General features: G+C 68.3%; 24 protein-coding genes and 2 pseudogenes. 16 read left to right on the top strand and 10 right to left on the bottom strand.

The features are described 5' to 3' along the window. The first annotated feature begins 121 nt into the window (after nt 1-121). The 3 genes and pseudogenes from ACF1B9_RS08070 to ACF1B9_RS08060 all read left to right on the top strand — a co-directional run. A complete protein-coding gene (locus ACF1B9_RS08070) occupies nt 122-1516 on the top strand; it encodes an FAD-dependent monooxygenase (RefSeq protein WP_391739757.1) in 1395 nt (464 codons plus the stop codon). A gap of 710 nt (nt 1517-2226) precedes the next feature. Further along, a complete protein-coding gene (locus ACF1B9_RS08065) occupies nt 2227-2883 on the top strand; it encodes a hypothetical protein (protein WP_391739694.1) in 657 nt (218 codons plus the stop codon). A 155-nt stretch (nt 2884-3038) separates the two neighbouring features. Then, nucleotides 3039-3222: pseudogene (locus ACF1B9_RS08060) on the top strand (DDE-type integrase/transposase/recombinase); the annotation flags it as partial. Between the two features lie 226 nt (nt 3223-3448). Here the strand turns inward: ACF1B9_RS08060 and ACF1B9_RS08055 are convergent. The 3 genes and pseudogenes from ACF1B9_RS08055 to ACF1B9_RS08045 all read right to left on the bottom strand — a co-directional run bounded on the left by ACF1B9_RS08055 (nt 3449) and on the right by ACF1B9_RS08045 (nt 5828). Next, entirely contained in the window at nt 3449-4072 is a 624-nt protein-coding gene (locus ACF1B9_RS08055) for a CBS domain-containing protein (protein WP_391739693.1), read from the bottom strand. 47 nt (nt 4073-4119) lie between these two features. After that, nucleotides 4120-4350 (bottom strand): annotated as a pseudogene (locus tag ACF1B9_RS08050) (regulator); the annotation flags it as partial. Nucleotides 4351-4481: 131 nt separating this feature from the next. Continuing rightward, a complete protein-coding gene (locus ACF1B9_RS08045; RefSeq protein WP_391739692.1) occupies nt 4482-5828 on the bottom strand; it encodes a nicotinate phosphoribosyltransferase in 1347 nt (448 codons plus the stop codon). 155 nt (nt 5829-5983) lie between these two features. Here ACF1B9_RS08045 and ACF1B9_RS08040 point away from each other — a divergent pair, with 155 nt between their 5' ends. Beyond that, nucleotides 5984-6430, top strand: a complete 447-nt coding sequence (locus ACF1B9_RS08040) for a universal stress protein (RefSeq protein WP_391739691.1) — start codon at nt 5984-5986, stop codon at nt 6428-6430. A 13-nt stretch (nt 6431-6443) separates the two neighbouring features. Here the strand turns inward: ACF1B9_RS08040 and ppk2 are convergent, their stop codons facing one another. Next, nucleotides 6444-7265 carry a polyphosphate kinase 2 gene (ppk2, locus tag ACF1B9_RS08035; protein WP_351085286.1) on the bottom strand — a complete coding sequence of 274 codons (822 nt, stop codon included), beginning with the start codon at nt 7263-7265 and terminating at the stop codon, nt 6444-6446. Between the two features lie 750 nt (nt 7266-8015). On the opposite strand from ppk2, the gene ACF1B9_RS08030 reads away from it, so the two are divergent. From ACF1B9_RS08030 to ACF1B9_RS08000, 7 genes are all read left to right on the top strand, one after another. Further along, nucleotides 8016-8780, top strand: coding sequence for a hypothetical protein (locus ACF1B9_RS08030; RefSeq protein WP_391739690.1), 765 nt, complete (start codon nt 8016-8018; stop codon nt 8778-8780). 410 nt (nt 8781-9190) lie between these two features. Beyond that, nucleotides 9191-9433 (top strand): hypothetical protein, encoded by a 243-nt coding sequence (locus ACF1B9_RS08025; protein WP_391739689.1) that lies wholly within the window; start codon nt 9191-9193, stop codon nt 9431-9433. Between the two features lie 315 nt (nt 9434-9748). Next, on the top strand, nt 9749-9949 hold the full coding sequence (locus tag ACF1B9_RS08020; RefSeq protein WP_376215592.1) for a hypothetical protein: 201 nt from the start codon (nt 9749-9751) through the stop codon (nt 9947-9949). A 65-nt stretch (nt 9950-10014) separates the two neighbouring features. Continuing rightward, nucleotides 10015-10641 carry a MauE/DoxX family redox-associated membrane protein gene (locus ACF1B9_RS08015; RefSeq protein ID WP_391795896.1) on the top strand — a complete coding sequence of 209 codons (627 nt, stop codon included), beginning with the start codon at nt 10015-10017 and terminating at the stop codon, nt 10639-10641. A 14-nt stretch (nt 10642-10655) separates the two neighbouring features. After that, nucleotides 10656-11204 carry a hypothetical protein gene (locus ACF1B9_RS08010; RefSeq protein ID WP_391739687.1) on the top strand — a complete coding sequence of 183 codons (549 nt, stop codon included), beginning with the start codon at nt 10656-10658 and terminating at the stop codon, nt 11202-11204. 161 nt (nt 11205-11365) lie between these two features. Next, nucleotides 11366-13099 (top strand): ABC transporter ATP-binding protein, encoded by a 1734-nt coding sequence (locus ACF1B9_RS08005; RefSeq protein ID WP_391739686.1) that lies wholly within the window; start codon nt 11366-11368, stop codon nt 13097-13099. A gap of 11 nt (nt 13100-13110) precedes the next feature. After that, nucleotides 13111-13788 (top strand): S26 family signal peptidase, encoded by a 678-nt coding sequence (locus ACF1B9_RS08000; RefSeq protein ID WP_391739685.1) that lies wholly within the window; start codon nt 13111-13113, stop codon nt 13786-13788. On the opposite strand, the gene ACF1B9_RS07995 is transcribed toward ACF1B9_RS08000, so the two are convergent. After that, on the bottom strand, nt 13728-14738 hold the full coding sequence (locus tag ACF1B9_RS07995; RefSeq protein ID WP_391739756.1) for a helix-turn-helix domain-containing protein: 1011 nt from the start codon (nt 14736-14738) through the stop codon (nt 13728-13730). The genes ACF1B9_RS08000 and ACF1B9_RS07995 overlap by 61 nt on opposite strands. 1060 nt (nt 14739-15798) lie before the next feature. Between ACF1B9_RS07995 and ACF1B9_RS07990 the strand changes: the two genes are divergently transcribed. After that, nucleotides 15799-16059: a hypothetical protein gene (locus ACF1B9_RS07990; protein ID WP_391739684.1), complete on the top strand. Its 261-nt coding sequence runs from the start codon at nt 15799-15801 to the stop codon at nt 16057-16059. A 521-nt stretch (nt 16060-16580) separates the two neighbouring features. On the opposite strand, the gene ACF1B9_RS07985 is transcribed toward ACF1B9_RS07990, so the two are convergent. After that, complete coding sequence (locus tag ACF1B9_RS07985; RefSeq protein ID WP_391739683.1) at nt 16581-17231, bottom strand: HAD family hydrolase; 651 nt, start codon at nt 17229-17231, stop codon at nt 16581-16583. A gap of 267 nt (nt 17232-17498) precedes the next feature. Between ACF1B9_RS07985 and ACF1B9_RS07980 the strand changes: the two genes are divergently transcribed. Further along, nucleotides 17499-17807: a hypothetical protein gene (locus tag ACF1B9_RS07980; RefSeq protein ID WP_391739682.1), complete on the top strand. Its 309-nt coding sequence runs from the start codon at nt 17499-17501 to the stop codon at nt 17805-17807. A 245-nt stretch (nt 17808-18052) separates the two neighbouring features. After that, on the top strand, nt 18053-18226 hold the full coding sequence (locus ACF1B9_RS07975; RefSeq protein WP_391739681.1) for a CsbD family protein: 174 nt from the start codon (nt 18053-18055) through the stop codon (nt 18224-18226). 489 nt (nt 18227-18715) lie between these two features. Here the strand turns inward: ACF1B9_RS07975 and ACF1B9_RS07970 are convergent, their stop codons facing one another. Then, a complete protein-coding gene (locus ACF1B9_RS07970; RefSeq protein WP_391739680.1) occupies nt 18716-19297 on the bottom strand; it encodes a hypothetical protein in 582 nt (193 codons plus the stop codon). 600 nt (nt 19298-19897) lie between these two features. On the opposite strand from ACF1B9_RS07970, the gene ACF1B9_RS07965 reads away from it, so the two are divergent. After that, nucleotides 19898-20878 (top strand): carbon-nitrogen hydrolase family protein, encoded by a 981-nt coding sequence (locus tag ACF1B9_RS07965; protein WP_391739679.1) that lies wholly within the window; start codon nt 19898-19900, stop codon nt 20876-20878. Nucleotides 20879-21316: 438 nt separating this feature from the next. Here ACF1B9_RS07965 and ACF1B9_RS07960 read toward each other — a convergent pair whose 3' ends face one another. From ACF1B9_RS07960 to ACF1B9_RS07950, 3 genes are all read right to left on the bottom strand, one after another. Next, nucleotides 21317-21466, bottom strand: a complete 150-nt coding sequence (locus ACF1B9_RS07960; protein ID WP_391739678.1) for a hypothetical protein — start codon at nt 21464-21466, stop codon at nt 21317-21319. Between the two features lie 113 nt (nt 21467-21579). Then, a complete protein-coding gene (locus tag ACF1B9_RS07955; RefSeq protein WP_391739677.1) occupies nt 21580-22065 on the bottom strand; it encodes a GNAT family N-acetyltransferase in 486 nt (161 codons plus the stop codon). Between the two features lie 359 nt (nt 22066-22424). Beyond that, entirely contained in the window at nt 22425-23066 is a 642-nt protein-coding gene (locus ACF1B9_RS07950) for a DUF1707 domain-containing protein (RefSeq protein WP_391739676.1), read from the bottom strand. 331 nt (nt 23067-23397) lie between these two features. Between ACF1B9_RS07950 and ACF1B9_RS07945 the strand changes: the two genes are divergently transcribed. Continuing rightward, the gene (locus ACF1B9_RS07945) at nt 23398-24471 is read left to right on the top strand and encodes a nitronate monooxygenase (protein WP_391739675.1); all 1074 of its coding nucleotides are present in this window, start codon (nt 23398-23400) and stop codon (nt 24469-24471) included. The last annotated feature ends 10 nt before the right edge of the window (nt 24472-24481 follow it).

Here is a 24481-nt window from a genome sequence, read left to right as displayed (position 1 = left end):
TGGCGGGACACCATAGTTCTCGGGCCGGGTGTGCGCGGGGCCACTATGACAGGCGCGTCGAGACTGCTTCGAGGACCGCGTTGCAGGTCGGCAGGCGCCTGTCCGAGTTGCGCCAGTCGCCATCGACAGTGCCACCGAGACACGCACCCTGGTAGACCCCGACTACGTCCGCACCGGTCTCGCCCAGGAGCCCGGCGAGGGCCCCGAGCACACGCCGTCGCCGGGCCTCATCTGCTCCCAGGACGTGCTGGAGCCCCTGCTGCTGCGGCGTGCCGGGGAGCTGGCCGGCTCCAGGGTCCGGTTCGGTACCCGTCTGGTGTCCTTCTCCGATGACGGCCTCGGCGTACAGGCCGTCGTCGAGGAACGGGCCACCGGCCGTCGGCACGGTTTGCGGGCGGACTGGCTCGTCGGCTGCGACGGAGCCGCGAGCACCGTGCGATCCGGGGCGGGGATCGCGATGGAGGGCCCGACCGGTCTGGGGCGGTACCTGAGCATCCGCTTTGAGGCACCCCTGGGCCGGGTGGTGGCCGACCGCGTCAGCGCCTCGTACTTCCTCACCGCCCCCGGGCGGGGCGGGTTCATGGCCGTCGACAACGACCGTCACTGGATCTACCAGTACCCCCTCGCTGCGGACACGGGTGCAGCGGCGGATCCGACGGACCACCGGGTCCTGGCCGGGCTCGTCCGTACGGCCGTCGGCATCGCTGACCTGGACGTGACGATCCGCGACACGATGACCTGGCGCATGGACGCCCAACTTGCCGACTCCTACCGCCGTTCACGCGTCCTGCTGGCGGGCGATGCCGCCCATGTCGTCCCGCCGACGGGCGGGCATGGCATGAACACCGGCATCGGTGACGCCGACAACCTCGCCTGGAAGCTCGCTGCCGTCACCGCCGGGTACGCCGGCGAGGCCCTGCTGGACACCTACGAGGCCGAGCGGCGCCCCGTGGCGCACCAGGTCATCGACATCTCCACGGACAACGCGACGAACCGCGTCGGCTACCGCATCGACGACGAACTCCTCCTGACCGCCGCCTACCGATCCGCCGCCGTCGTCCCCGACCCCGGACCTGCCGGTGGCCACAGCACCCTGGACGCGGTCGGCTACCGTCCCGGCTGCCGACCGGGAGAGCGCGTACCCCACGTACGCCTCACCCAAGGACCTGCGGACGTGACGTCCACCCTCGACCTCATCGGCCCCGGCTTCACCCTGCTCACAGCCGACGACGACCCGCAGTGGCAGCTGCAGGCCGAAGCCGTACGCCAGGCGGGGACCCCCCTCACCCTCCGGGCCGTCCGCACCGGCGCACAGCTGGAGGCGGAGACCGGGCAGTGGGCACGCCTGATCGGCACCGACCACGCCGGAGCCGCGCTCCTGGTGCGTCCCGACGGGCACATCGCCTGGCGCGGCACCTGCCCGGCGGACCCGCCGACCCTCCCGGCTCTCGTACGGCGCATCCTCGCGGCACCGCAAACCCCCGCCCCACCTGCTCGGGACGATGTCCGAAGCTGAGTCCGACCCCGCTCGGCGGGAGTTCCTGGAAGGGTTCCCGGAAAGCTTCAGGCTCCTTGATGATGCGGTCTGACCTGTGCTTCACGAGTAGAGCACGACGCGCTTGAGGAGGAGACGAAAGCCGGCCCGCCCAGCCGCGTTCGGCGACCATCTTGCCGATGTTTTCGTCCCGGCCCGAGCCCCGGGTTCGGTGCGGTACGGAGGCTCCAGTACGGCGCTTTGACTGTTGGGTCTTTGCGGCGGCGTGGGCGTTCCTCAGGGCCACGTAGGCAGGGTCGACACCGCTGGTCGTGTCGGTCGCGCCGACCTCGGAGGGTGCTGTCCGGACTCATCGATATTCGGACCCTGCTGGAGTGCGTACGCGCCTCGCGAACTGCGCGAGAAACGCTGCTTCTCGTCATCAACAGAGCCGGTCGTGCGGAGTGACGAAGTAGCGCGGGTGCGTGGTGCACCGCAATCGGTCATGAAGGCTGAGCCTGGCGAGGCGCGCCGCGAGGGCGACTGTCCTGGTCAACTCGTGTGGCACACCGTCCAAATCACCTGTGAGAGGTCGGCCGTCGACCGTTTGGGCTGCTGTCTGGGCGACCGCCTCGGGGGTGGTGTCAGGCCCACCCCCGGTTACGGGTCCCAGGCCCAGGGACTGCGAGGCGCGCGAGGGACAGGATTGTCTTGTCGACAGTGGCTCATCGCTGAGAACTGAGGAGAATCCGATGAATGAGATCGTTGCCCGGCGTTTCACGGGGGGTGTGGGGATCGCTGCGGCGGCGGGGCTGATCCTGGAGGTACCGCTGTACTTCGTGTACTCGGGCCCGCCCCCGCAAGCCAACGTGCTGGCCCGCCTCCTGATCGGGATTCTCGCTCTCGGCTTCGTTCTGGTCTTCGCCACCGGTTTCCGCGAACTCGTCAAGAGGACTGCTCCCCAGGTGGAGTGGGCCGGCACCCTCGCCTTCGCATCAGGACTCGCCTACACCGTGGTCACGCTGGTCTCCAGCGGCCTGGAAGCCGGGGCCGTCATCGCCACCGACCACCCGATCGACCCCACCATCACCGTCTCCGGCACCTACATCCTCTACGGATCGATCTCCCGCATGCTTCTGGCCATGTTCCTGGCCGGCTTCGGCTACGCCGTCAGCAAGAGCGGCCTGCTGCCCCGCTGGGCCCATCGCAGCGCCTTCATCCTCGCCGGGATCAACCTGGCCTTCGTGCCGTCCCTCTTCTTCGGCAACACTCCCGCCCACTTCTACGCCGCCAACGGCTGGGGCACCACCGCCCTCATGGGCGGCCTCCTGAGCTACTGGCTCCTGGCGATAGGCATCACCACCTACCGCAGCGCCCGCCGCGTCCCGCAGCAAGCCGCGATCTCTTAGTACTGCAACGGTGCTTTGCGTGACGGTTGGGCAGGTCAATCGCTGGTGCTGTTGTGTTGCTGATGCGCGGGTGTGGGCGGGCGAACTGAGCGCGGTGCATGAGCGGTTCGTGCACCGGTTTGCCAGATCGGAGCCGCGGGAGTCGGCACTGGCCTATCGCCGTCGGCTCGACCCGGCTCGCCACGGTCATCGACATCTGCTCGCGGCGCGTGATCGGCTGGTCGATCCCGGAGCACATGCGTACCTCGCTGGTCGCCGACGTGATCGAGATGGCCGTGGCCGCCCGCGGCGGCCGGGTCCGCGGCGTCGTCTTTCACACGGACGGGGGCGCGCAATATTCAGTGTCGACGCGTGCCGAGAAGTGTGGGAGGTCGGCCACCTCCGCGCGTACGGGTACGTATTCGCCGAACACCTTGAGTGGGCGGGCCCCGTCGACGAGGTCGTGGGCCCTGGTGCCGGCGGCTGCGAAGCCGACGATTCGCCAGGCCGTTCACCTGCTGGGTCCCTGCTGCCCGCACGGCGGAGCCGGACCGGCTGCTGTGGGACGTAGTGCCTGGAGGGAACTTCAGCCAAGTTCCATGCGTACGTCCACGACGCCTTCCACCGCGCGAATCGCCCGAGCCAGCAGTGGCACCACGGAGCGGTTCCGGAGAGGGCCCCGCAGGGTGACGACACCATCCAGCACAGAGAATTCCACCCGGTCCGAGGGAGAGAGTTCGGCGACTACAGCGGACCGGACCTCCTCGTCGATCTCCTCGTCCGAGCGCAGGAACACCTTCAGCAGGTCGCTGCGGCTCACGACACCCTCCAGCATGCCGAGATCGTTCACGACGGGCAGTCGTTTCACTCGCTTGCGTGCCATGATGCGGGCGGCCTCGGCGAGCGTGGCATCGGCGTGGACGGTGACGGCCGGACTCGACATCAGCCCCTCGGCCAGCACCGCGTCGGCTTTGGACGCCTCCTCCAGTTGGCCGGGCAGCTTCGGGTCGTCCTGCCGGAACTCCTCCTTCGGCAGCAGGTCCGCCTCGGAAACGACCCCGACGACGCGGCCTTCGCCTTCGAGGACCGGCACGGCGCTGACCTTCCACTGGTGCATCAGCTCGACGATCTCCTTGTACGAGGCCTCGCGGCCGATGGCCACGGCTGTGTGGGTCATGACGTCGCTGACGGTGTACCGGGATGCAGCCATGGGGTGCTCCTCGGGCTTGACTCCTGGCTGGTGGCAGAGTGGCGTGCTCACACGAACCCGCCGCTGCCGTGAGGGGCGTAGAGATCGAGCAGACGGATCCGAGTGGCCTGCAAGCGGTGGGCGAGTACCTGCCCGACCCAGTGGCCGATGGCCGAGCCGAAGACGGAATCCGCGTTCGTCATCATCCGTACGGTCGCCGCGTCGAACTCATGGGTGCGGACAGGCGTCATCGCCTCTGCTCCGAGGTGCCAGACGTAGGGCTCGAAAAGCCAGGCCCAGAGTGATACGAGTCGGAGAAGCGCTCATCGGTGGCCTCCTCTGTAGCCTCCGGTTTCAGCATCGCCGGGCAGTCGGTTCGGACATGGGCCGACCGGCCCCTGCCCTCGTTGCGTCCGGTCGCGAGCTCGGATCAGACGGCTTCGTGAGTACCCCCCAGCAGATTCCTTTCGATGTGCCGGCGGGTATCCGCGGTGAGCAAGCTGAGGCGTCGTGAGAGTTCCGCTTCTGGCGCGATGGGCGCCCTTGTGGTGCGGGCTCCGGGCGGCAGTGAAGCGAGGTCGGCCATGAACCTTTGCCGTGCTGTGTCCAGCTCGGCACGTTCTGAAACGCGTCGCCCCTTTCGCATGACCGACTCCAGCAGCGGCGTGCCGTCCGGCGGCGGCTGCTCGTCGACGAGAGCTATGAGATCAGCGTATCCCGGTCTTCGGAACACCTGCTTGCGCCCCGGCGCCGTCACTTTGGCCGAGGACAGCTTCATCACGGGCCGGCTGTCGTATTCGACCAGCTTGTATGCGGAATCCAGGTAGGGGGCATCTGCACAGACGCCGATCCGGGTGCCGACCGCGTACGTATCGATGGGCGCTTCGGAGCGGACCAGTTCGTCCACGGCGAACTCGTCGAGACCACCGCTCGCCACGATCCGTGTTTCTTGGAGGCCGGCGGCATCGAGGATGGTCCGTGCCTGTACGGCCAGGGCTCCGAGGTCACCGCTGTCCAGCCGGACGGCACAGCCCGGGCCGAGACCCAGATCGCGCAGTACACGCGCTGCTGTCGCCACGCCTGTCACGGTGTCGTAGGTGTCCACGAGAAATGTCACCGGGCCCGGATGGGACCGGGCGAAGGCCCGGAACGCGGCCTCCTCCGCACCGAACGCCTCGACATATGAGTGGGCCATCGTGCCGACTGCGGTCAGGCCCTCGGAGTGGGCCGCCGCCACATTGCTGGTTCCGGCGAAGCCGACCATGGCACCCAGCCGGGCGGCCTGGTGTCCGGCTTCGATGCCGTGAGTGCGGCGCAGGGAGAAGTCCACGACCGGGTGTCCGTCGGCGGCCAGGACGCACCGGGCGCATTTGGAGGCGACGGAGGTCTGGTGGTTGAGCTGGTTGAGTACGTAGGTTTCGACGAGCTGGGCCTGTGGGAGGGGTGCCGTGATTTCCAGCAGGGGTTCTCCGGCCAGCACGACGTGCCCTTCGGGGACTGCTCGGACTTCGCCTCTGAATTCCAGGCCGAGCAGCGGCGCCAGGTCCTCGGGCCGTCGTCCCAGCACAGCGGCGAAGACGTCCACGTCATCCGCGTCCACACGATAGGCGGAGAGGAAATCGAGGACCGGTTCCAGCCCGGCACAGACAAGGAAGCCTCGGTCCGGCGGCAGATTGCGCACGAACAGACTGAACGTCGCCGAACGTGTCATGCCCTCGCTCAGATACGACTGAGCCATCGTGACCTCGTAGAGGTCGGTGCTCGTGGCATTCGACATCGACGGCACCTTCCTCCCCGCCGCGTCATCCCTTCCGGGACTGCCGCCCGTCCCATGCGCGCTCGCGCCGCCCCACCCTGCACTCCTCCCTCCACTATCGGCCGCCTGCGACTCGTGGGCCAGCCGGACGCCGGGGCGGCAACCAGCACCGCCGAGTGACGTCTGCCGCTGCCGAAGAGCACGTCGTGCATGCCGACCAGGGCGCCGCGCCGACGCTCAGCCTGGGCCGCCCTTCGGACCAGGCGCTCGCCGACAGCATCGCCGAAACCGCCGCTGAGCGTGCCCGCCGCCGTCCGGACGTCGACGTCTCGGTCGAGGTGACGCCCGAGCACGCGGTGACCGCCCTTCTGAACGAGGGACGCAAGGCCCAGGCGCTGATCACCGGGAAGCGAGGCCGTGGCGGGCTCACCGGACTTCTGCTCGGCTCGGTCAGCCTGGCCGTGGCCGCCCGGGCCCCTTGCCCCGTCATCGTCGTGCGTGGTGACAGGGCCGGAATCGAAGGCGTGCACGGGCGGAACCTCGTGTGGATCGGGGAGCCGGAGAGGGGATGGGCGGCGGTCCGCTTCGCCTTCCACGAGGCTGGGCCGGCGGCCCGATCGTGAGAAACCCCTCACCTCACTTCCTGAGTTGCGACGCGTGGTCGGGGACGTACGTCTGAAGGTTCCTCGGCGGCCGTTGGTAACCGGTGGCCGGAGGGCGCCGAGGCAGTTCGATCACCGGTGGAGAGACTGCCTCGTACGGCACGCTCGACAGGAGATGGGCGATCATGTTCAGCCGGGCCCGGCGTTTGTCGTCGCTCTCGACGACGTACCACGGAGCCTCCGAGATGTCGGTATGGACGAACATCTCGTCCTTCGCCCGCGAATAGGCCTCCCAGCGGGTGATCGATTCCAGGTCCATCGGCGAGAGTTTCCACCGGCGGGTGGGATCCCGCAGCCGGCGCCGGAACCGCTCCTCCTGCACCGCGTCACTGACCGAGAACCAGTACTTGCGCAACAGAATGCCGTCCTCCACCAGCATTCGCTCGAAAATCGGGCATTGCCGAAGGAATCGCTGGTATTCCTCCATGGTGCAAAAACCCATGACGCGCTCGACGCCCGCGCGGTTGTACCAACTCCGGTCCAGCAGAACCATTTCCCCCGCGGCCGGAAGATGCTCGGCGTAGCGCTGGAAATACCACTGGCCGCGCTCGCGCTCGGTGGGTCGCGGCAGAGCGACGATGCGCGCCACTCGGGGATTGAGGTGTTCGGTGACGCGTTTGATCGTGCTCCCCTTGCCCGCCGCGTCGCGTCCCTCGAACACCACGACGAGCCGTGCGCCTTCGACGCGTACCCACTCCTGGAGCTTCACGAGCTCGGTCTGGAGCCGGTACAGCTCCCGCTCGTACAGCGAGCGCGGCAGCTTCGCGGGCTCGCCCGAGCCTTTCTCGTCCGACATGGGATGACGTTATGGAGGAGACCATGCCCGAAGTCAAGCGACAGCGCCGAATGGGCTTCGCTGCGCGCACCCGGTACGCCGTGCTCGATGAGGCAGGACGGCGAGCGGATCGGTTTTTTGGTGGTGGCCGGAACAGCAGGTTCGCCGGGCTCGGACGAATCCGCCCGCAAAGTAGCTGTGATTGACGCTCAGACGGTTGGCTCGACCCCTTCGCTGTCCTGTGCTGCTGCCGCAGCCTGCCTCGCTCCATGACCGAGTCGCGCATCCGGCTCTGTCTGACGTGCACTGCGCCAGAGAGTCCGATTATGTGATGACGGGCAACTCTCTGTGATCGTCGTGAGACCGCAGGACGGCCGTAACAACGATGAGGAGCTATGACCCTGATGAGGCTGGTTTTCGCTTCGCGTCTCGCGGCGGTGGCTGTGACCGCAGCGACAGCGATGATGGCGGTGGGCCGGACGGCATCCGCCGTGCCGCCGGGTGGGGACGGGAGACCGTTCCTCGGGCCGCTGCACACCATCTCGACCGTGCGTCGACGATTCCGGCCAACGGCGATCAGAACCCGTACGCCGCCCTGGTCGAGAAGAGTATCGGTGACCTGCGACGCGGCGACGTACTGGTCAGTAATTTCAACAATGCCGCGAACCAGCAGGGCACGGGTACCACTCTCGTGCAGGTCAGCCCCAAGGCACGACCAGACTGTTCGCCCAGATCGACCCGCAGAACCTGCCAGGACCGTGTCCGGGGGGTGTGGGGCTGACCACCGCACTGTCCATCCTGCCGGGCGGCTGGGTGGTGGTAGGCAGCCTGCCCACGACCGACGGCACGTCCGCCACGGCGCAGGCCGGGTGTCTGCTCGTGCTGGACAGCCACGGAAAGGTCCGGGAGACCTTCAGCGGCCAGGGGATCAACGGTCCCTGGGACATGACCGCGAGAAGCCGCGGCGAGAAGACTGATCTGTTCGTCACCAACGTGCTCAACGACACGGTCGCCGGCGGCGGCAACGTCGTGCGGCAGGGCTCCGTGCTGCGGATCACCTTGCGCGCCCAGGACAACCGGCCCCCGACCCGGATCGCCACGACCGAGATCGGTTCGGGCTTCGCCGAGAAGACCGACCCGACAGCCCTTGTGATCGGGCCGACGAGTGTCGGCCTGCGGGACGGGACGCTCTACGTGGCGGACACCGTCGACAACCGCATCACCGCGATCCCGGACGCACTGACCCGGCGCACCAGCGCCGGTATCGGCCGAGTGGTCACCACCGACCAACACCTCAACGGCCCGCTCGGGTTGGCGATCACCCCGAAGGGCGACATCCTCACCGTCAACAGCGGCGACGGCAACATTGTGGAGACCACCCCACGTGGCGTCCAGCCGGCCGTGCGCACGCTCGACACCAGCGGCACCCCGCCGGGAGCGGGCGCACTGTTCGGACTCGCGATCGCCAAAAACCCCAACCGGGTCTACTTCGTCGACAACGCAACCAACACTCTGAACCTGCTGAGCCGACCCTGACCGCTGGCGCAGGGCTGATCCGGCCCTGCGCGAGCCCAGGCGCGCGGTGCGCAGGTGGCCGTCGCCACCAGGACCGACGGATTCGGCGAGCGCCCGATCAGCGGCAAGCGATCGAGGGCGTACGGGCGAAGCCCCGTACGGGTGTTCAGGAGTGAGGACGCTCCCAGGCGGGGGTCCAGCAGTGCGGCGGCGCCGGAGGCGAGCACGGCGACCTCGTCCAGGGACGGGGGCGGTTCGCCGCCGCCCAGGCGGTGGACTGGCTTCGGCGGTAACCCATAGCGGCGGCCGGGTGTTTCATCGGCCGCGATGAAGGTTTCGCCAGTTCTCGTCGATTCTCACGGATCGGCTATGAGTGCGCAGGTCATACCCTCCCGGAATCGCCCGTTCTCCCTTGCAGAGACAAGAGGCGCATGTCCGAACTCAAGCAACTCTGTGGCTGGTTGGAAAGTCGCCTTCGCGAGCTTCCGGCCGAGTACAAGGTGCCGGCCGCATCGTTCGCCGTATACGCACACGGCGAGATGATCGACCACGCGGTCGGGGTACTGAACAAGGACACCGGCGTCGAGGCCACTGCGGAAATGCCGGCGCTCCCGGTGCCGGACGTCAATGCCCCACGCGTCGGGACTGCACCGGCCGGGCCGATCAGCGGGTGAGCCGGTGAACGCCATCGCTTCGGCCTGCGCGGCGATCGATCGCGCTCAATCTGGGCACTGGCTCCGGCGCCACGGTTCGGGGGTTGCGCGCCGGGTTCAACTGCCTGCGCGGCTCCTCGTTCCGGGTTGTACCGGCCTGTTCGGGACAGGATCTGAAACCTGCTTCGACCTGCATGTTCACTGCGGGACAGGTACGGAACCGATCCGTACTGTGCCGGTGCGCCGGTCGATTGCACGGCACCTCAGGGGTTGGTGAATCTGGTTCCGGCTCGGCCCACGGAAGGGCTGGGTGACCTGGAAGAGAGAGGGAATCCCTTGCTGAAGAAACTGGAGGCCATGGGCGCCGGCCTGCTGGAGCGGTTCGTGCCCGGCATTGAGGCTTCTGCGGCGCAGTGTGGCTGCAAGTGGTTCAAGGCGTGCTGGCAGTGCCCGAGCAACCAGCAGTGCAAGGCGTACTGCTGCGACGGACAGGGCTGTGTCGTCAAGAGCACCTGGTGCGGCGCGACGTCCTGTTGATCGGGTCCGAAGCGGGGGCGGCGCCCACGCGGCGCCGCTCTTTCCAGTAGAGGTGGATGTCTGTCATGCACTACCTGGCTCTCGGCCTGCGCTGCTTCGTCGGCGTCGTGTTCCTGATCTCGTCCCTGAGCAAGCTGGGGCCGTCGTCCCATCGGGAATTCCGTGTGTCTCTGCGTGCCATGAGGCTGCTGCCGGACCGGCTGACCGCGTCGGCCGCCGGCTGTGTCGTGGCGGGTGAACTCGCCTTGGTCGCCTGCCTTGCCGCCCCCTCGCGCCTCCTCGCCGTCGCGGGCTTTGCTGCGGCGGGCCTGCTCCTGCTCGTCTTCTCCGGCGCGATCGCGGTCCTGCTGCGGCGCGGTGGCGACAGGCCGTGCCGCTGTTTCGGGGCCTCGTCGGCGGTGCTCGCGCCGCGACACCTGCTGCGCAATGTGCTGCTCGTCGCGGCCGCGGCCACCGGTGTCTTCGCATCGTCCGCGCCGCACGGGCCGCTGGTGTGGTCCGGGGCGGTGAGCGCTGTCTGTGCCGGGGCCGTGCTGGGGGGTCTGGTCACGGTGCTCGACGACGTCGTCTCGCTGTTCAGGCCGGGCGCCGCCACAAAGGTCCCTGCCCGTGACCGTGTTCGCCGGGGACAGTCGTCTCCCCGGGCGGCCCGCTCGTCATCCCTGAAGCGTCAGAAGTTTTCACGTACCTGAAACGGAGTCGGACAATGAATGCCCTGTTCCTCGTTCTCGTTCTGGTAGTGGGGTTGCTGTGCTGCCTGAACTTGCTGTTGACCATCGGCGTGGTCAGGCGGTTGCGCGAGCACAGCGAACTGCTGGCCGAGCGCGGCGGTCCGAACGAGTCGGACGTACCCGTCGGCCTGGAGGTCGGTGAGTTCGCCGCCGTCACGCTCGACGGTGCGGAAGTCGGACGCGACGACCTCGCCGAGGACTGCGTCGTGGCCTTCTTCATGCACGACTGCTCACCGTGCCGGGAGAAGATGCCGCGCTTCGTCGAGTACGCCAGGAAGCTGCCCGGCGGCCGGGACCAGACCCTCGTGGTGGTCGCCGAGGACGACGGCAAGGAGCGGGAGTTCGCTGAGGCGCTGGCTCCGGTCGCGCGCGTCGTGGTGACCAATGGCATGGGCCCCGTCGCCGGGGCGTTCAAGGTGTCCGCCTTCCCGACGATGTTGCGCGTCGCGCGGGACGAACTCGGTCAGGTACGGGTCAGTGCCAACAGCATCGACCTGGACCAGCCGATGGGCGCTCTGATCTGATGGCCGAGGCGCCCTGCCCGCCGCGGGACGGAGGTCCGCCGACCCTGCGGCGGGAGGACGGAGAACCGCCGGCCCCGCCGGGGAACCGAGGCCGGCAGACCCTGCGAACGGCCTGTCGCCTGGCCTTCGCCGCGGCGCCCGGAACCTTCTGCCTCTACGTGATGACGACTCTGGTGGGCGGCGTCCTGCCGGTCGTGGCCGCCTGGCTGACCAAGCTGATCCTCGACGGACTGTCGGGCCGCACTCCCGCATGGGATCCGGTGTGGTCGGCCGTGGGATTCTCCCTGGCGGGGGTCGCGCTGGCGATCGGCCCCCAGGGCGCCGAGTACCTGCGCTCCGAACTCGACCGCTCGGTCGGCGTGCGGGCACAGGACCAGCTGTTCCGCGCGGTCGAGCGGTTCGTGGGCCTCGCCCGCTTCGAGGACCCCGCCTTCCTCGACCGGCTGCGCCTCGCCGAACAGGCGGGTGGGACGATGCCCCTCCAAGCGGTGGACGGCCTGTTGCGCCTGGGCCAGTCGGCGCTCGTGCTCATGGGTTTTCTGCTGTCGTTGTGGACCCTGAGTTCGGGCATGACGGTCCTGGTGCTCTTCGCCGGCATCCCGACACTGCTCGCGGAGGTGGCGCTGTCCCGGCAGCGGGCAGCGGTCTCGGTCACGGTCGGTCCCATCGAACGCCGGGAGATGTTCTACAGCCACCTGCTGTCGAGCGTGGCCGCCGCCAAGGAGATCCGGCTGTTCGGAACCGCCCCCCATCTGCGGGGCCGGATGCTGGCGGAGCGGCGGGCGGCCAACGCCGCACGGCGGACCGTGGACCGCAGGGAGGTCACCTGGCAGGCGGGGCTGGGAATGCTGGGAGCCTTCGTCTCCGGCGGCGGCCTGGTCTGGGCGGTGGCGTCGGCGAGCCGGGGCGGGTTGTCCCTGGGGGACGTGGCGATGTTCCTCACCGCCGTCGTCGCCGTGCAGTCCGCGCTGGGGGGTCTGGCGGGTGCGATCGCCGGAACCCACCAGTCGCTGCTGATGTTCGGCCACTTCGTCGCCGTCACCACCGCCGCGCAGGACCTGCCCGTCGCCGAGGCGCCGCGCGACCTGCCGCCCCTGGGCGGGGCGATCGAGTTCGACGACGTGTGGTTCCGCTACTCGGCCGACCATCCGTGGATCCTGCGGGGCGTCAGCCTCCGTGTTCCGTACGGGCGTTCCCTCGCACTGGTCGGCCTCAACGGGGCCGGCAAGTCCACCCTGGTGAAACTCCTCTGCCGACTCTACGACCCGGTGAAAGGCGCGATTCGATGGGACGGCGTGGACCTGCGCGACGTGGACCCCGCAGAGCTGCGCCGCAGGATCGGGGTCGTCTTCCAGGACTACATGAACTACGACCTCACCGCCGCCGAGAGTATCGCCCTGGGTGACCTGAGTGCGCTGGGGGATGGCGAGCGCCTCACCCGCGCCGCACGCGAGGCAGGCATCCACGACGTCCTCAGCCGCCTTCCGTACGGCTACGAGACCCTGCTCTCCCGGACGTTCATGATGGAAGGGGACAAGGATGACCCGGAGACGGGCGTGGTGCTGTCCGGGGGACAGTTCCAACGGCTCGCGCTGGCACGGGCGTTGTTGAGAGGCAGCAGCGAACTCCTGATCCTCGACGAGCCGTCGGCCGGTCTCGACGCCGAGGCCGAGGCCGAGATCCACGCCTCGCTCCAGCACACACGCACCGGCCGGACCAGTCTGCTCATCTCGCACCGCCTCGGCGCACTACGGGGCGCCGACCGGATCGTCGTACTGGAAGACGGTTGCGTGGCCGAGGAGGGCAGCCACGCGGAACTGCTCGAACTGGGCAGGACCTACGCACGGTTGTTCACCATCCAGGCATCCGGCTACCGGGCCGCCGCGCGCGACTGAGGAACTCCACCATGACCGTTCCCGCCTCCCGCCGGGGCGAACCCTTCGCCCGCCCCATGCGCGGCCCGCTGCTTGCGGGGCTGACCCTGCTGATCACGGCCGTACCTCCGGCGGTGCTGCACCGGCCCGCGCCACCACTGGTGTGGCTGTCCGTCCTGGCGCCCGTTCCCTGGTTGATGCTGGCCGTCGGCCGTGCCCTGCTGGGCGGCCGATGGGTGGTCGTGACGGTCCGGGGAGCGAGCATGCAGCCCACGCTCCGGGGCGGGGACCGCCTCCTCGTCCGGCGCGGCCCCGTCCGAGCGGTCGGGGAACTCGCGGTGCTCGGGCGCGCTGTGATGGGCCCCGAGGAACCTGCGTACTTCGATTGGATCATCAAACGGGTCGCCGCCGTGCCGGGTGACGCGATACCGCGCGACAGCGTTCCGTCCCTGGCGGACGTACCCGAGACCACTGTGCCGTCGGGGAGGCTCGTGCTGCTCGGGGACAATCGGGCACAGAGCTTCGACTCACGCCGATTCGGCTACTACTCGGCCGAGGAGGTGCTGGGTGTCGTCGTACGGCCGCTCGGCCGGGCCGCCCACCGTTCGCGCCAGGACCGCAGTCGCGGTCAGCACCGCCCTCGGCGTCGTCACTTCACCGGATCGAAGGCGAACAGCCGTTCTTCGGCCACCGGGTCGCACGACAGCTGAAGCAGTGGCTGCCATTCCCGCTCGCCGGCCCTTGCCGACGAGGTGAAACCCAGACACTTCTGGGAATGGCGTGGGCGCAGCCTGTACGAGCCCTGGTCCGGTGAGGTGCCGGGGCCGGTCGTGGCGGGCGGGCTGACGATGGCGGTCTCCGCGGACTCCAGCGCGAAGCGCTCGGCAGGACCCCGTCGTCCGCACACGTCATCGGCGACCTGGGCGAGATCGGCGGTACGCCGGTCCGTCACACCCATGCACCCCGGCCCGAACTCGGGGTGGTTGGAGAGGATCTGATACGTACCGTCGGCAAGCCGTTCGAGGGCGTAGTCCGGTATGGCATCGGTGCATCGCGCCTGGTGGACCTGGCCCGACCCCTCACCGACGCGCTCCGCGAGGCAGAGCCCCGAATGCACGGCACGAATACGGTACCTGCCTTCCGGTACGGACCCGGACCGGGCCGATGGTGCTCTGGCATCACCCGGAACGTCGACCAGTCCCTTACTGGCCGGTCCCTGATCGGTGTCGGCGGCCCTGGAACCGGTCTGGGTCCGCTCGTACAGGACCAGCCCCAAGGCGGCAGCGGCGGCGACCACCGCCACAGCGATGTACGCGCCCGCCTGCCGCCGCAGACCCGGGCGCCCGCGCCGTACTGCCGCCGCCGCATCGGCCGAGTCTTCCTGGTCAGGCGCCGCTGCCGGCGCACCGTTCGAAGCGGCTTCAGGACCTGCGGGATGAGCGAGCCTGCTGCGCGCCGCCAACCAGGCGGCGACGACGTCCGGCGGGCAGCCGCAGGCGCGCACGAGCGCTTCCACGAGTTCGGCCCTCGGCAGCTTCTCCCGGCTCAGGGCGGTGGAGAGCGTACTGGCGGGCAGCACACGACCCTCCTTTTCGGCCCGGTGGGCCAGTTCCCGCAACGTCAGCCCCGAAAGCGCGCGTAACCGACGGAGACCCGCCATGAACGCCGCCACCTCGGTGAAGCTCTCCGGCTCCAACAGTTCGTCTCTCACTCGTTCCCCCGATATGTAACGTCCCGTGCACGGACGCATGTGGTCGTCATGCGCCTGACGCGGCCTGATGAGTGGTGGGAGCTGCCTGGGCGAGAGCTTGCCATCACCGAACGGGCAAGGGTAGGTGCAATTTTGGCGATCTGCGGTGCGATCGGCAGCTGATGTCCAGGGAGATGGGGAGGTCGAGTGTTGCGGGCCGCGCCTCTGCGACGGCGAGCGCGGGAGGCACACGGGCAGCGTTGAACTTCGGCGGCTGCCGTCAGGCCCGGCCGGGTTCCTACGGAGGCGGCCAGGGGAGGCGGCACGTGGTCTCGCCGTTCTGCGGCCGGCCCGCTGGTACATGAATATGGCTTCTGAGGCCCATGCGGGCGGGAGGTCCGCCTCTACAGAGCGCCCTGTTTCGGAGCCTGCGGGTGTTGACGCGGCGGTGTTCCATCCTCGCGATGCCCGCATTCGGCATGACCACCGGATTCCCGTGGACTGGAGAAGACCGATGAGCGGAAAGCTGACAGGCAGGAAGGCCCTGGTCACTGGCGGCGCACGAGGAATCGGAGCAGCTGTGGTTCGCAGGCTCGCCGCTGACGGAGCCGATGTGGCTGGCTCCCCGAGGCCCTCTGCGGCGCCAGCCGCCATCACCGGACGAGAGCCGGTCACGTGGACTCCAGCATGCGGACCGTCCCCGATCTGCGTCCCATGGCGGCTTCCGTCCGAAACCGTGGTTCGCCTCCCGCCCGCGCGACCGCCTGCGGATCGTCTGTCCCGGTAGGCGTCCGTGGGCCGTAGGGGTCATCGAGTGCCGCCGTTCGACGGATGCAGCGGTCGGGTCCGATGCAGTTGTCGTCCGGCTGGGACACCTTCCTTGCGGGCGTGCCGGGGGATACGCCCCGGTCTGAAGAGGAACTCGGTGTCGTGCGGGTTCCGAACCGCTTGCCCGTCGTTCGCCCGGACTCGAATGGTATCCGCCCACCGAATCCGCCCAGAGCAGCAGGCCGCTGGCAAGATACGGTCCATGACCGACAGCGACCCCGGCCACAAGGCCCGCGAACTGCTCACCCAGGCATCCCAGCATCCGGTCGCCAGCCCTCAGCGCGACGCGCTGGTGGCCGAAGCCGCCGTGTGGGCACGGCTGGACCACGCGGCCGGCATGGTCAACTACACAGCCGCCACAGTCGATATCAAATCTGCCCTGTCCACCCTCGCCGACCCCGTGCAGAAACTCGGCAGCGCGATCGGTGACCTGACCGAACGCATCAAGCTCAGTCAGAAATGAGCGAGGACACGGGCCGGCTCATCGCGGCCCCGAGCTGAGACGAGGATGAGAGACAGAGGAGACGGTCCTACTGAGCGTTTCAGAAAAGCTCGCTTTGTGCTTCCAGCCGTGACTGTGGGCGCAAAGCCATGTTCATCTGCTCGGCGATGGCATCGGCCCACGGAAGAGGCACGCCCGTGGGAGCGAGTCGAGTATGCTCCGGCACTCGACGAGAGAGCAGCGGCTCCACCGCAGGTCGGACCGTGATCCTTCTCAGCGCCGAGACGGCGCCGTTCGTACGTGCTGCTGGACGGCACCCCAGCCGGGTGCGACCATCTGGCGATGGCCGGGCCGACTGCTCGCCAAGCACCGACGCCACTGTGCGAACGTGCAGGTCGTGACTGACCCGACCCGCCCGTGCGCTGTGGGTTTCGCCGGTCCTGCCGGGCCGGTGCCACGACCTGACCGCGGCAACGCACTCACCGGATCATCCGGATCCGGACAGGAACGAACAGCGGCGTCCCGTGATCAACAGCCGAGAATCACACCTCGGCGAGGAGAGCTGGCAGCTCACGCATGTCGTCAAAGACCACCGTGCCCGGTCCGTGCAGCCATTCTTCGGGCGTGAGGCCGCCGCAGTAGCCGAACGCGCGCATGCCGGCGGCGCGGGCAGCCTGTACACCGTAGCGGCTGTCCTCGACAACGGCGCAGACCTCGGGGGCGAATCCCATGTGCCGTGCCGCGTGGAGGAAGAGGTCGGGTGCGGGCTTGCCGTTGACCACTTCCGCCGCGCTGTAGATGCGTCCTTCGAAGCGCGAGTACAGCCCGGTCAGGCCCAGGGTGTGGCGAAGGCCGTCATGGCTGCTGCTGGAGGCTACACAGGCGGGCAGCTGGATCTGGTTGAGGGCCTCCACTACGCCGTCAACAGCGGTGAGTTCGGCTTCCATGGCCTTGTGGTACAGATGGTGCTGCTCCGCCTCCCACCCGTCCGGAAGCTTGTAGCCGAGGTGCTTCTCGACATCGGTGATCATGTCGGCGTGTGAGCGGCCTACAAAGCGTTCGACGATTTCGGCCTCGCTGAGCGGCCAGCCGAGCGACGCCAGGCTCATCGCATCCACGCGTACTGCGATGCGCTCGCTGTCCACCAGAACGCCGTCACAGTCAAATATCACGAGTTCAATGGGCTTGATCACACCTGCATGCTACGGGAGCACACGAGTTGGTTCGTGATTGCGGGTGAAGTCATGGTGGCTCGCTCGGGGGTTGTGGTCGAAGAACTACCACTACGCCCACCACCATGTCGTCGTCGACTCCGAAATCCGTCTCGTCGTCAACGTCGGTCGGCCAGTGGGCGCATGGTCCACCGAGTACTGGCCCAGGCCTGGGCGCTCGTCGAACGTGGGATGGCACGGCCGGAATCCTGGAGAATCTTCTGCAGGTCGCGCAGCAGGCCCAATCGAATGATCTCGACCGCCGCAGCCGTCCTCACACTGGAAAGGCAACGCCGAAAACGCTCGATGAACCAGTTCGCGGGGCAGGACCGCACTCGTGACCGGTGCCGGGAGCGGCATGGGCGCTGCGACGGCGCTGCCGTCACCCTCGTGGGCCAGTGCACCGACATGCTCGACGCGGTCGACCTGCAGATCAAGGACGCCGCTGGCCGGTCCCTCCCCGGCGACGTAGGCGACCCGGCGGCCGTCGAGCGGCCTTGGCGCAAACCGTGGCGACGTTCAGAAAAGCCCACTACGCAGTCAACAATGCCGGTGTGACCGGGAACCTTTCCCAACGCTGACACGCCCCCGGCGAACCCGAGCCCCAGCCAGACGCGGAGCCGCCCCGGATGCCGGGTCCCGGACCCGTCCGGTCCCCGAGCCGCCCGACCGACGCAGGAGTGCCGTTCCCACGGCCGTTTCTTCCGGTTGCTCATGAGTGCGACGTGTCACCGATTGCGGCCTCGGAGTGATCGACGCAAGGTGGATGCGTCAGTCCCCCCACAGTGAAGGACAGAATCGTCATGGGTAAGGCAAAGGCGAAGGCCAAGCAGGTCAAGGGCAAGCTGAAGGAAACCGTCGGCGGTGCCATGGACGACAAGGGCATGCAGGCAGAGGGCCGCGGTGAGCAATTGACGGGTAAGGCCCAGGAAACCGCGGCAAAGGCGGCCGAGCGGCTGAAGAAGTCCGGACGGTAGGACCTGAGTTCTGGGCCGCGCACCCGGGGCGGCCGCATCCGCGGTGCATGCCCGCCGGGGCGCCGCCTGGGGCCGGCCGAGTGGTCGGCCCCAGGCGCCAGGTTTCGTGGCTCGACAGGAGTTCGCTGACGGTCGGCGGTCCCGGGCGATTGCAACACCGGGGCGGCCGAGGCTGAGTGCCCCACCCGGTCCTCATCGTGCTCACGGGGCAGCGCACCACCCGCGATGCGATAGCCGAAGCCGATCGCGGAGGAACGGCCGCTGGAACGCAGCGCTGATCTGGACGCGTGCGATCTCTGTGAAGCCCGCCTCGGTCCACGGGTGACCGCGAGACGGCGCCCGGTCGTGCTCGCCGTCAGCGGTCGTTGTCTGCCGTACAGATGTACTCGGGGATTGAAGACCGTCGCGCGGCGTGTGCGAGAACAATGGCCAGAGCGACTGCTGCGATGGCCGACGCGACGTAGATGGATTGATAGCTCATGTGCGCGATCAGCAGTGAACCGAGTGCTTGGGTGGGTGCTTAGCGGCTGTGACACGGCCCTGCAGGTGGGTTGGGGTCATTTGTTGCCCGGCATTGAGGGCGGCGAGGAAGACCCATGGAAGCGCGAACCCGAGCAAGAAGGATCCGAACCATACCGGGGGCATCCAGGGAAGGGTCCGCAGGATCGAACCACCGGCGGAAGCAGCCAGACCCAGGAGCGCAAGGGTGTGCAAGCCGACCCGGGCGATCACGCGGGGGCTGACCAGGCTGGCCAGCACAGACGCCGCGCCGAGTAGCGCTGTGAGCACACCGAGGTAGCTGGGCGGCTGATGCAGCCCGGCGACCAGGCTGTACTGGGCCGCTACGCCCACACCCGACACCCCCATGACCAGTGCGGCGACGACGAGGATCCGCGCGAGTGGCGGAGTGGCGCGAACATGGGCGACGCCGGCGAGGATTTCCGTGCGCCATCGGGTCCGCGGCGGCCGGGGTTGTTCGGGTGGCGGCTTGAGCAATGCCGTCGCAGCGGCCGCCGCCACGAAGGTGGCGGCGTCGAGTGCGGCAACGGCCCCACCGCCGAGCAGATGCACGTTTGTGTCAACCCGGCAAGCGAGCTGCTCCCCGTGAGCGACTTGACCCACATCCCGGCCACCAGGCTGAGCGCGGTATCGCCGATCATCGAAAGCCCGAGCCCGATGAGATACAGGCGAGCGTTACGGCGCTCCATTGCCGACTCCGTCAACTCCGGTGATCTACTCATCGGTTCCGCTCCCGAGTCAGCCGGCAGCCTCTACACCCGGGCGAGCCGGACAAAGGCGATGTCACGCGCAAGAGGGCATGGGTCGCCCCGACGCAGTCCCGGGCGCACGACAGGGACGATCTCATGGCACGGTTGGCGCACACGCATTGTGCTTCTCCCACGATGCAAGCTGTCTCCGTCGGTCTGCGGCTCTGCATATCGACGCCGAAGTCGGCAGATCTTGACATGCCTTGCTCGAACTGGCCAGCACAGGCACACGTTGCTGCGAACGATGGCAGGCTGCTTCGTGACCGGCTCACCGGTTGATCCGCATCCGGACTGTGCACCCCCGGACACCGCTCGACGGCCTGTTCCTGCCGGTGCGCTCCGCTTCCGAGGAGGACTCCGACACATGTCATCTCCCACTTCCACGAGACGAACTGTCGCGGCGGTGCACGCAGCTCCGGTGTTCATGGACACCGAGGCGACCGTCGGCAGAGTCATCGCCTTCATCGAACAGGCCGACCGGGAAGGTATCGACCTGCTGGTGTTTCCCGAGACGTTTGTGCCCGGATACCCGTACTGGATCGAGGCCTACGCCCCGCTGGACCAGCAGGGTGCCAACGCCGCCTACGCCGAGGCGTCCGTCGAGGTGCCCGGTCCGCAGATCGCCCGGGTCCAAGCGGCCTGTGGCCGTGCTGGGGTCGGCGTCGTTCTCGGCGTCAGCGAACGGCTCGCGGGTACCCGCACGTGCTTCAACAGTCAGGTCTTCATCGAACCCGACGGCGCCCTTCTCGGAGTTCACCGCAAGCTCCAGCCCACCTACGCCGAACGGATCGTGTGGGCTCAGGGCGGCGGTGCCACTCTCAGAGTCTTCGACAGCACATTGGGCCGGATCGGAGGCCTGGCCTGCTGGGAACACACCATGAATCTGGCCCGTCAGTCACTGATCACCCAGGGCCAGCAGATCCACGCCGCAGCATGGCCCGGTCTGTCCACCATGACCGGCTTCGAGACCGTCGCCGACGTCCAGATCGACGCCATGATGAAGACCCACGCTCTCACGGCCCAGGCGTTCGTCATCTCTGCCGGAAACCCGGTGGACGAGAGGTGCCTGCAGTGGATGGAGCACACCATCGGACCGCAGAAGCACATCACTGCGGGCGGCGGCTGGTCGGCCGTGATCCACCCCTTCAATCAATATCTCGCCGGCCCGCACACCGACCTTGAGGAGAAGCTCGTCACCGCCGAGATCGACCTTGCCGACATCAACGCCGTCAAGGTCTGGGTCGACTCCCGCGGCCACTACGCGCGACCGGAGATCCTCGGCCTACGGGTCGACCGACGCCCGCTCTGGCACGACGAAGGACACCGCGAATGGCCTGCCGCCCCGAGCGACAGCACCGCAGCCCCGGCGGCCGAAACGGCCTGAGCCCGAGTGCGGACACCGGCCTTCAGGGGTGCCCCGCCTGGAAGCGGAGTACATCAGCGGCCGGCACCACGGGCCCGGCGCGGAGATCGGCCTCTTCCTGGCCTGACCAGCCGGCACACCGCCGCATGAAACAGGGGTCCGTGTTGTGGGAGGACGGACCCCTGTTCCCGCGCAGCGGACAGCCGTGCTGGGGGAGTTCCGGCATTCGGCGGACTCCGGTCGCGGAGGTCCTTTGACGAGAAGGTTCGTCATGGTGTTGCTTCAGCGCAGTTCAGCTTCGGCGGTGTCCGCCCGCAGGCCGTCACATGTCACAGCCTGCGGCAGGCCCGACGTGCCCGCGGAGCCTTCCCGGAGTTGTTCCATTGCCGAGCAACCGGGCGGCAGCGACTGCACGTTATCCGGCCCCCGACATCACCCCGGACCGCCCCGGTCTGCTGGTCACGCCTCAGCAGCACCGTCCGGGCTCACGGAGCGTTCCAGGGAGTCGGTCAGCCACAGGGGGGACGTACCGAGCGTGGCCGGGTCGCCGCCGGCCTCGGCCACGAGCCGCCAGTAGCGTCGCATCCGCGGGTCGCGGTCGGCGGCCACTGGTCCAGCAGCCGGCCTCTGAACTGCGGAGTGTCCCACGGATCTCTGCGGAATCCGAACTGTCGAACCCGAAGGTCAGTCCCACTCGGCGTCGATGTATCCGAGGCGCCGGTTCATCCCGATGGCGATGCTGTTGTCCGGATGGTGGATCGTGCGGATCCTGTCCACACCACAGAGGCGTGCGAACCGATGCCGAACGTCTTCATCGCGATCGACAGGCCCCGACTGCGGTAGGCAGACCTGACCCCGGTCATCTCGTTGAAGACGAAGCCGGCGGCTCTCCGGTCCGATGTCGCGGCGAGCCCGCACCATGTGTCGTCGTCGAGCGCGATCACGACGCCACGCGGATCGTAGGAGGGGACGTCGATCCTGCACTCGAAGTATTCGTCGAAGGTGTAGAACTCGCCGCGGCCCGGGACGTCGGCGGAGCATTCCTTGTTGAGTTCATGGAGTGCGCGCCGGTGCTGTGGGGTGTCACCCAACTCGGCCATGGTGATCAAACGCATCCCGGCGTCCTGGCAGCGCTTCACGTACCTGTCGAAGCGCTCCGCGTCGAAGGTGTTCACGTCGAGTTCCAACTTGACCCAGAGGTCCGACACGGTGGATTCCTCCCTTGGTGGTACTGAGGGCCTGGCGTGCGCAGTTGAGCTGTTGCTCGACCATCGTGACGGCCGCAGCCGATTCCACTCGGCACCCGTCAAGTCACCCGGCCCCACTCGGAACAACGCCCCGAGTTCAACCGCATGAACGAGCCACAAGCACAACAGGGATGCCGAGGTAGAGCTTCGTGATCCCTCCCTGCGCACCGGAACCACACCGGATGCGTCGTGATCAAGACACCCGTCGTGCGCGCGTCCACGCGCTTCCCCCAGCCCCTCACGAATTGATTTCGTACGTGAGAACGGGCTCCGACTCGACTTCCCGCGCCTGCATGCACGGCCAACCAGCCGTCAGGCGGTCAGTGGCCGTTGGCTGTTCGAGGCTTGCGTCGAAGCCACTGGCCGGGTGTGCGCCGTGGCGGCCGAGCGACGATGTCGCCACCGGTCGACTTGCCGCTCAGCACCACACGCAGTCGTACCGGCGTATCCTGGCCGGTGACCGGGCGGAGCTTGATGTCGCCGCGACTGTAGGTGACGTCGTCGGCATCGACCACGATCCCCGGCGGGGTCACCAGCGTCAGATTTCCGCCGATGCGCAGGTCGACCTCGATGTGCAGGGTCTCGTGGGTGATCACGGCCTCGGTGAAGTCGAGCCTCAGGTCGCTGAACATCAGCCGGATCTGCATCCGGCGTGGAACCAGCCAGCGACCAGTGCGCTTGCCCTCTCCGAAGCGCTGGTCGATCTGGATCACCTCGCGAGCCTGCGACGGCATCCCTTCAAGCGGTAGATCAGCGGTCAGCGCCGCGAGGTCGGAGGCGGTACGTGCGGCAAGCGCTGCTTCCACGCGCTCGTCCAGCTCGGCGATGGTCAGCCGGCCGTCTCCGGCCGCGACCTGAAGGATCTCCACGGCCTGATCCCGGTCTCGATGAGATACCCGCTGATCGGACACGTGGTGACGAGGTGAAGAAGAATCATCTGCTCTGGTGATATCGCCGGGCATGCGGTCAGTGTGCTGGCAGACTCGTAGGGCCGACAACCTCTGATCGAGGAAAATGGGGGATCACCCTGACAGATCTCAGGGGATGCCGGTGCATCCTCCAACGCCCGGACCGGCGATGACCGCCGGGCCGGTTCCCTTCGCGACGGCTTGCCGGCACGTGCTCGTCGCACTTCGTACGAGAAGCGGCCCACTCCACGGACCGCCCGGAGTTGAACGGAACTGAAGCTGCTTCAGCCCGGACTTCAGCGACCGCAAGGGCCGAGCAGTTGGTGGAGGCGGAGCGCCCAGGAATGAGCTGCGCGGTTCGCAGGTCGGGGACCATGATGAGGGCATGGCATTGTCGACGGCGTTCACGAAGTTGTTCGGTGTGCAGCATCCGATTGCGTCGGCGCCCATGGGCGGGTCGGCCGGCGGAACTCTGGCTGCGGCTGTCTCCCGCGGTGGGGGGCTGGGGTTGCTGGGCGGTGGGTACGGAGATGACCGGGACTGGCTGGACCGTGAGCTGGCGATCGTGGCCGGGGGCGGGAAGCCGTGGGGAGTCGGGTTCCTGAGCTGGGCAGTAGGCGTCGACGCGGTCGAGCAGGCGCTGGAGTACGGTCCCGCGGCGGTGACGCTGTCATTCGGGGATCCGACCCCGTTCGTCGAGCGAATCCGTGCGGCGGGTGCTTCGGTGATCGTTCAGGTCACCGATCTCGAAGAGGCCCGGCAGGCGGTGGATCTGAGGGCCGACGTCATCGTGGCGCAGGGCAGCGAGAGCGGTGGGCACGGGGCTCGGCACGGGAGGGCCACGCTGCCGTTCGTGCCCGTTGTGGTGGACCTGGCGGCACCGGTGCCGGTGCTGGCGGCCGGTGGGATCGCCGACGGCCGTGGTGTGGCCGCCGCCTTGGCACTGGGGGCCGCCGGGGCCCTCGTCGGCACCCGCTTCCAGGCCACGGCGGAGTCCCTGGTCGACCCCTCGATCGCCGAGACGATCGTCCGCGGGCGGGGGGAGGACACAGAACGCAACGGTGTCCTCGACATCGCCGGGGAGCTCGATGACAGAACACGAAATACACGGCTCGCACCCTCGGCCATCCCTACCTCGACCGCTGGCGGGGCAGGGAGGACGAACTCGCCGCGGACGCCCGCGCCCGCCATGGCTATCAGGCCGATGTGGCACGCGGCGCTGTGCCCCCGCTGCCGGTGTGGGCCGGCGAGGGCGTCGACCTCGTCGTCGACCTGCCACCCGCAGCCGATCTGGTCGCCGCGCTGGCCGCCCAGGCCGACAGGGCCCTCGCCCGAGCAGGAAGGCACTGACTGGACCCCCAGGAGCGACGGCTGCCGGAGCCGGCCCGCCCGGAGCCGACGGCTGCGGGCGGGCCGGTGCCTCCGCAGTCCGCCTTCCGTGTCCGAGCCCGCCTCGTGATCGCTGGTCG

This window comes from Streptomyces sp. NPDC014727, assembly GCF_043083485.1.
Classification (GTDB): domain Bacteria; phylum Actinomycetota; class Actinomycetes; order Streptomycetales; family Streptomycetaceae; genus Streptomyces.
The sequence above is the reverse complement of the archived record's forward strand: the minus strand, read 5'-3'. Positions and strand labels throughout refer to the sequence as shown.

What these genes read in the sequence shown, in the direction of transcription:
- ACF1B9_RS08065 (WP_391739694.1), top strand. Translation starts at nt 2,227, where the DNA reads ATGAATGAGATCGTTGCCCGGCGTTTCACGGGGGGTGTGGGGATCGCT.
- ACF1B9_RS08055 (WP_391739693.1), bottom strand. Translation starts at nt 4,072, where the DNA reads ATGGCTGCATCCCGGTACACCGTCAGCGACGTCATGACCCACACAGCC.
- ACF1B9_RS08045 (WP_391739692.1), bottom strand. Translation starts at nt 5,828, where the DNA reads ATGTCGAATGCCACGAGCACCGACCTCTACGAGGTCACGATGGCTCAG.
- ppk2 (WP_351085286.1), bottom strand. Translation starts at nt 7,265, where the DNA reads ATGTCGGACGAGAAAGGCTCGGGCGAGCCCGCGAAGCTGCCGCGCTCG.
- ACF1B9_RS08025 (WP_391739689.1), top strand. Translation starts at nt 9,191, where the DNA reads ATGTCCGAACTCAAGCAACTCTGTGGCTGGTTGGAAAGTCGCCTTCGC.
- ACF1B9_RS08015 (WP_391795896.1), top strand. Translation starts at nt 10,015, where the DNA reads ATGCACTACCTGGCTCTCGGCCTGCGCTGCTTCGTCGGCGTCGTGTTC.
- ACF1B9_RS08010 (WP_391739687.1), top strand. Translation starts at nt 10,656, where the DNA reads ATGAATGCCCTGTTCCTCGTTCTCGTTCTGGTAGTGGGGTTGCTGTGC.
- ACF1B9_RS08005 (WP_391739686.1), top strand. Translation starts at nt 11,366, where the DNA reads ATGACGACTCTGGTGGGCGGCGTCCTGCCGGTCGTGGCCGCCTGGCTG.
- ACF1B9_RS08000 (WP_391739685.1), top strand. Translation starts at nt 13,111, where the DNA reads ATGACCGTTCCCGCCTCCCGCCGGGGCGAACCCTTCGCCCGCCCCATG.
- ACF1B9_RS07995 (WP_391739756.1), bottom strand. Translation starts at nt 14,738, where the DNA reads ATGGCGGGTCTCCGTCGGTTACGCGCGCTTTCGGGGCTGACGTTGCGG.
- ACF1B9_RS07990 (WP_391739684.1), top strand. Translation starts at nt 15,799, where the DNA reads ATGACCGACAGCGACCCCGGCCACAAGGCCCGCGAACTGCTCACCCAG.
- ACF1B9_RS07980 (WP_391739682.1), top strand. Translation starts at nt 17,499, where the DNA reads ATGATCTCGACCGCCGCAGCCGTCCTCACACTGGAAAGGCAACGCCGA.
- ACF1B9_RS07975 (WP_391739681.1), top strand. Translation starts at nt 18,053, where the DNA reads ATGGGTAAGGCAAAGGCGAAGGCCAAGCAGGTCAAGGGCAAGCTGAAG.
- ACF1B9_RS07950 (WP_391739676.1), bottom strand. Translation starts at nt 23,066, where the DNA reads ATGCCCGGCGATATCACCAGAGCAGATGATTCTTCTTCACCTCGTCAC.
- ACF1B9_RS07945 (WP_391739675.1), top strand. Translation starts at nt 23,398, where the DNA reads ATGGCATTGTCGACGGCGTTCACGAAGTTGTTCGGTGTGCAGCATCCG.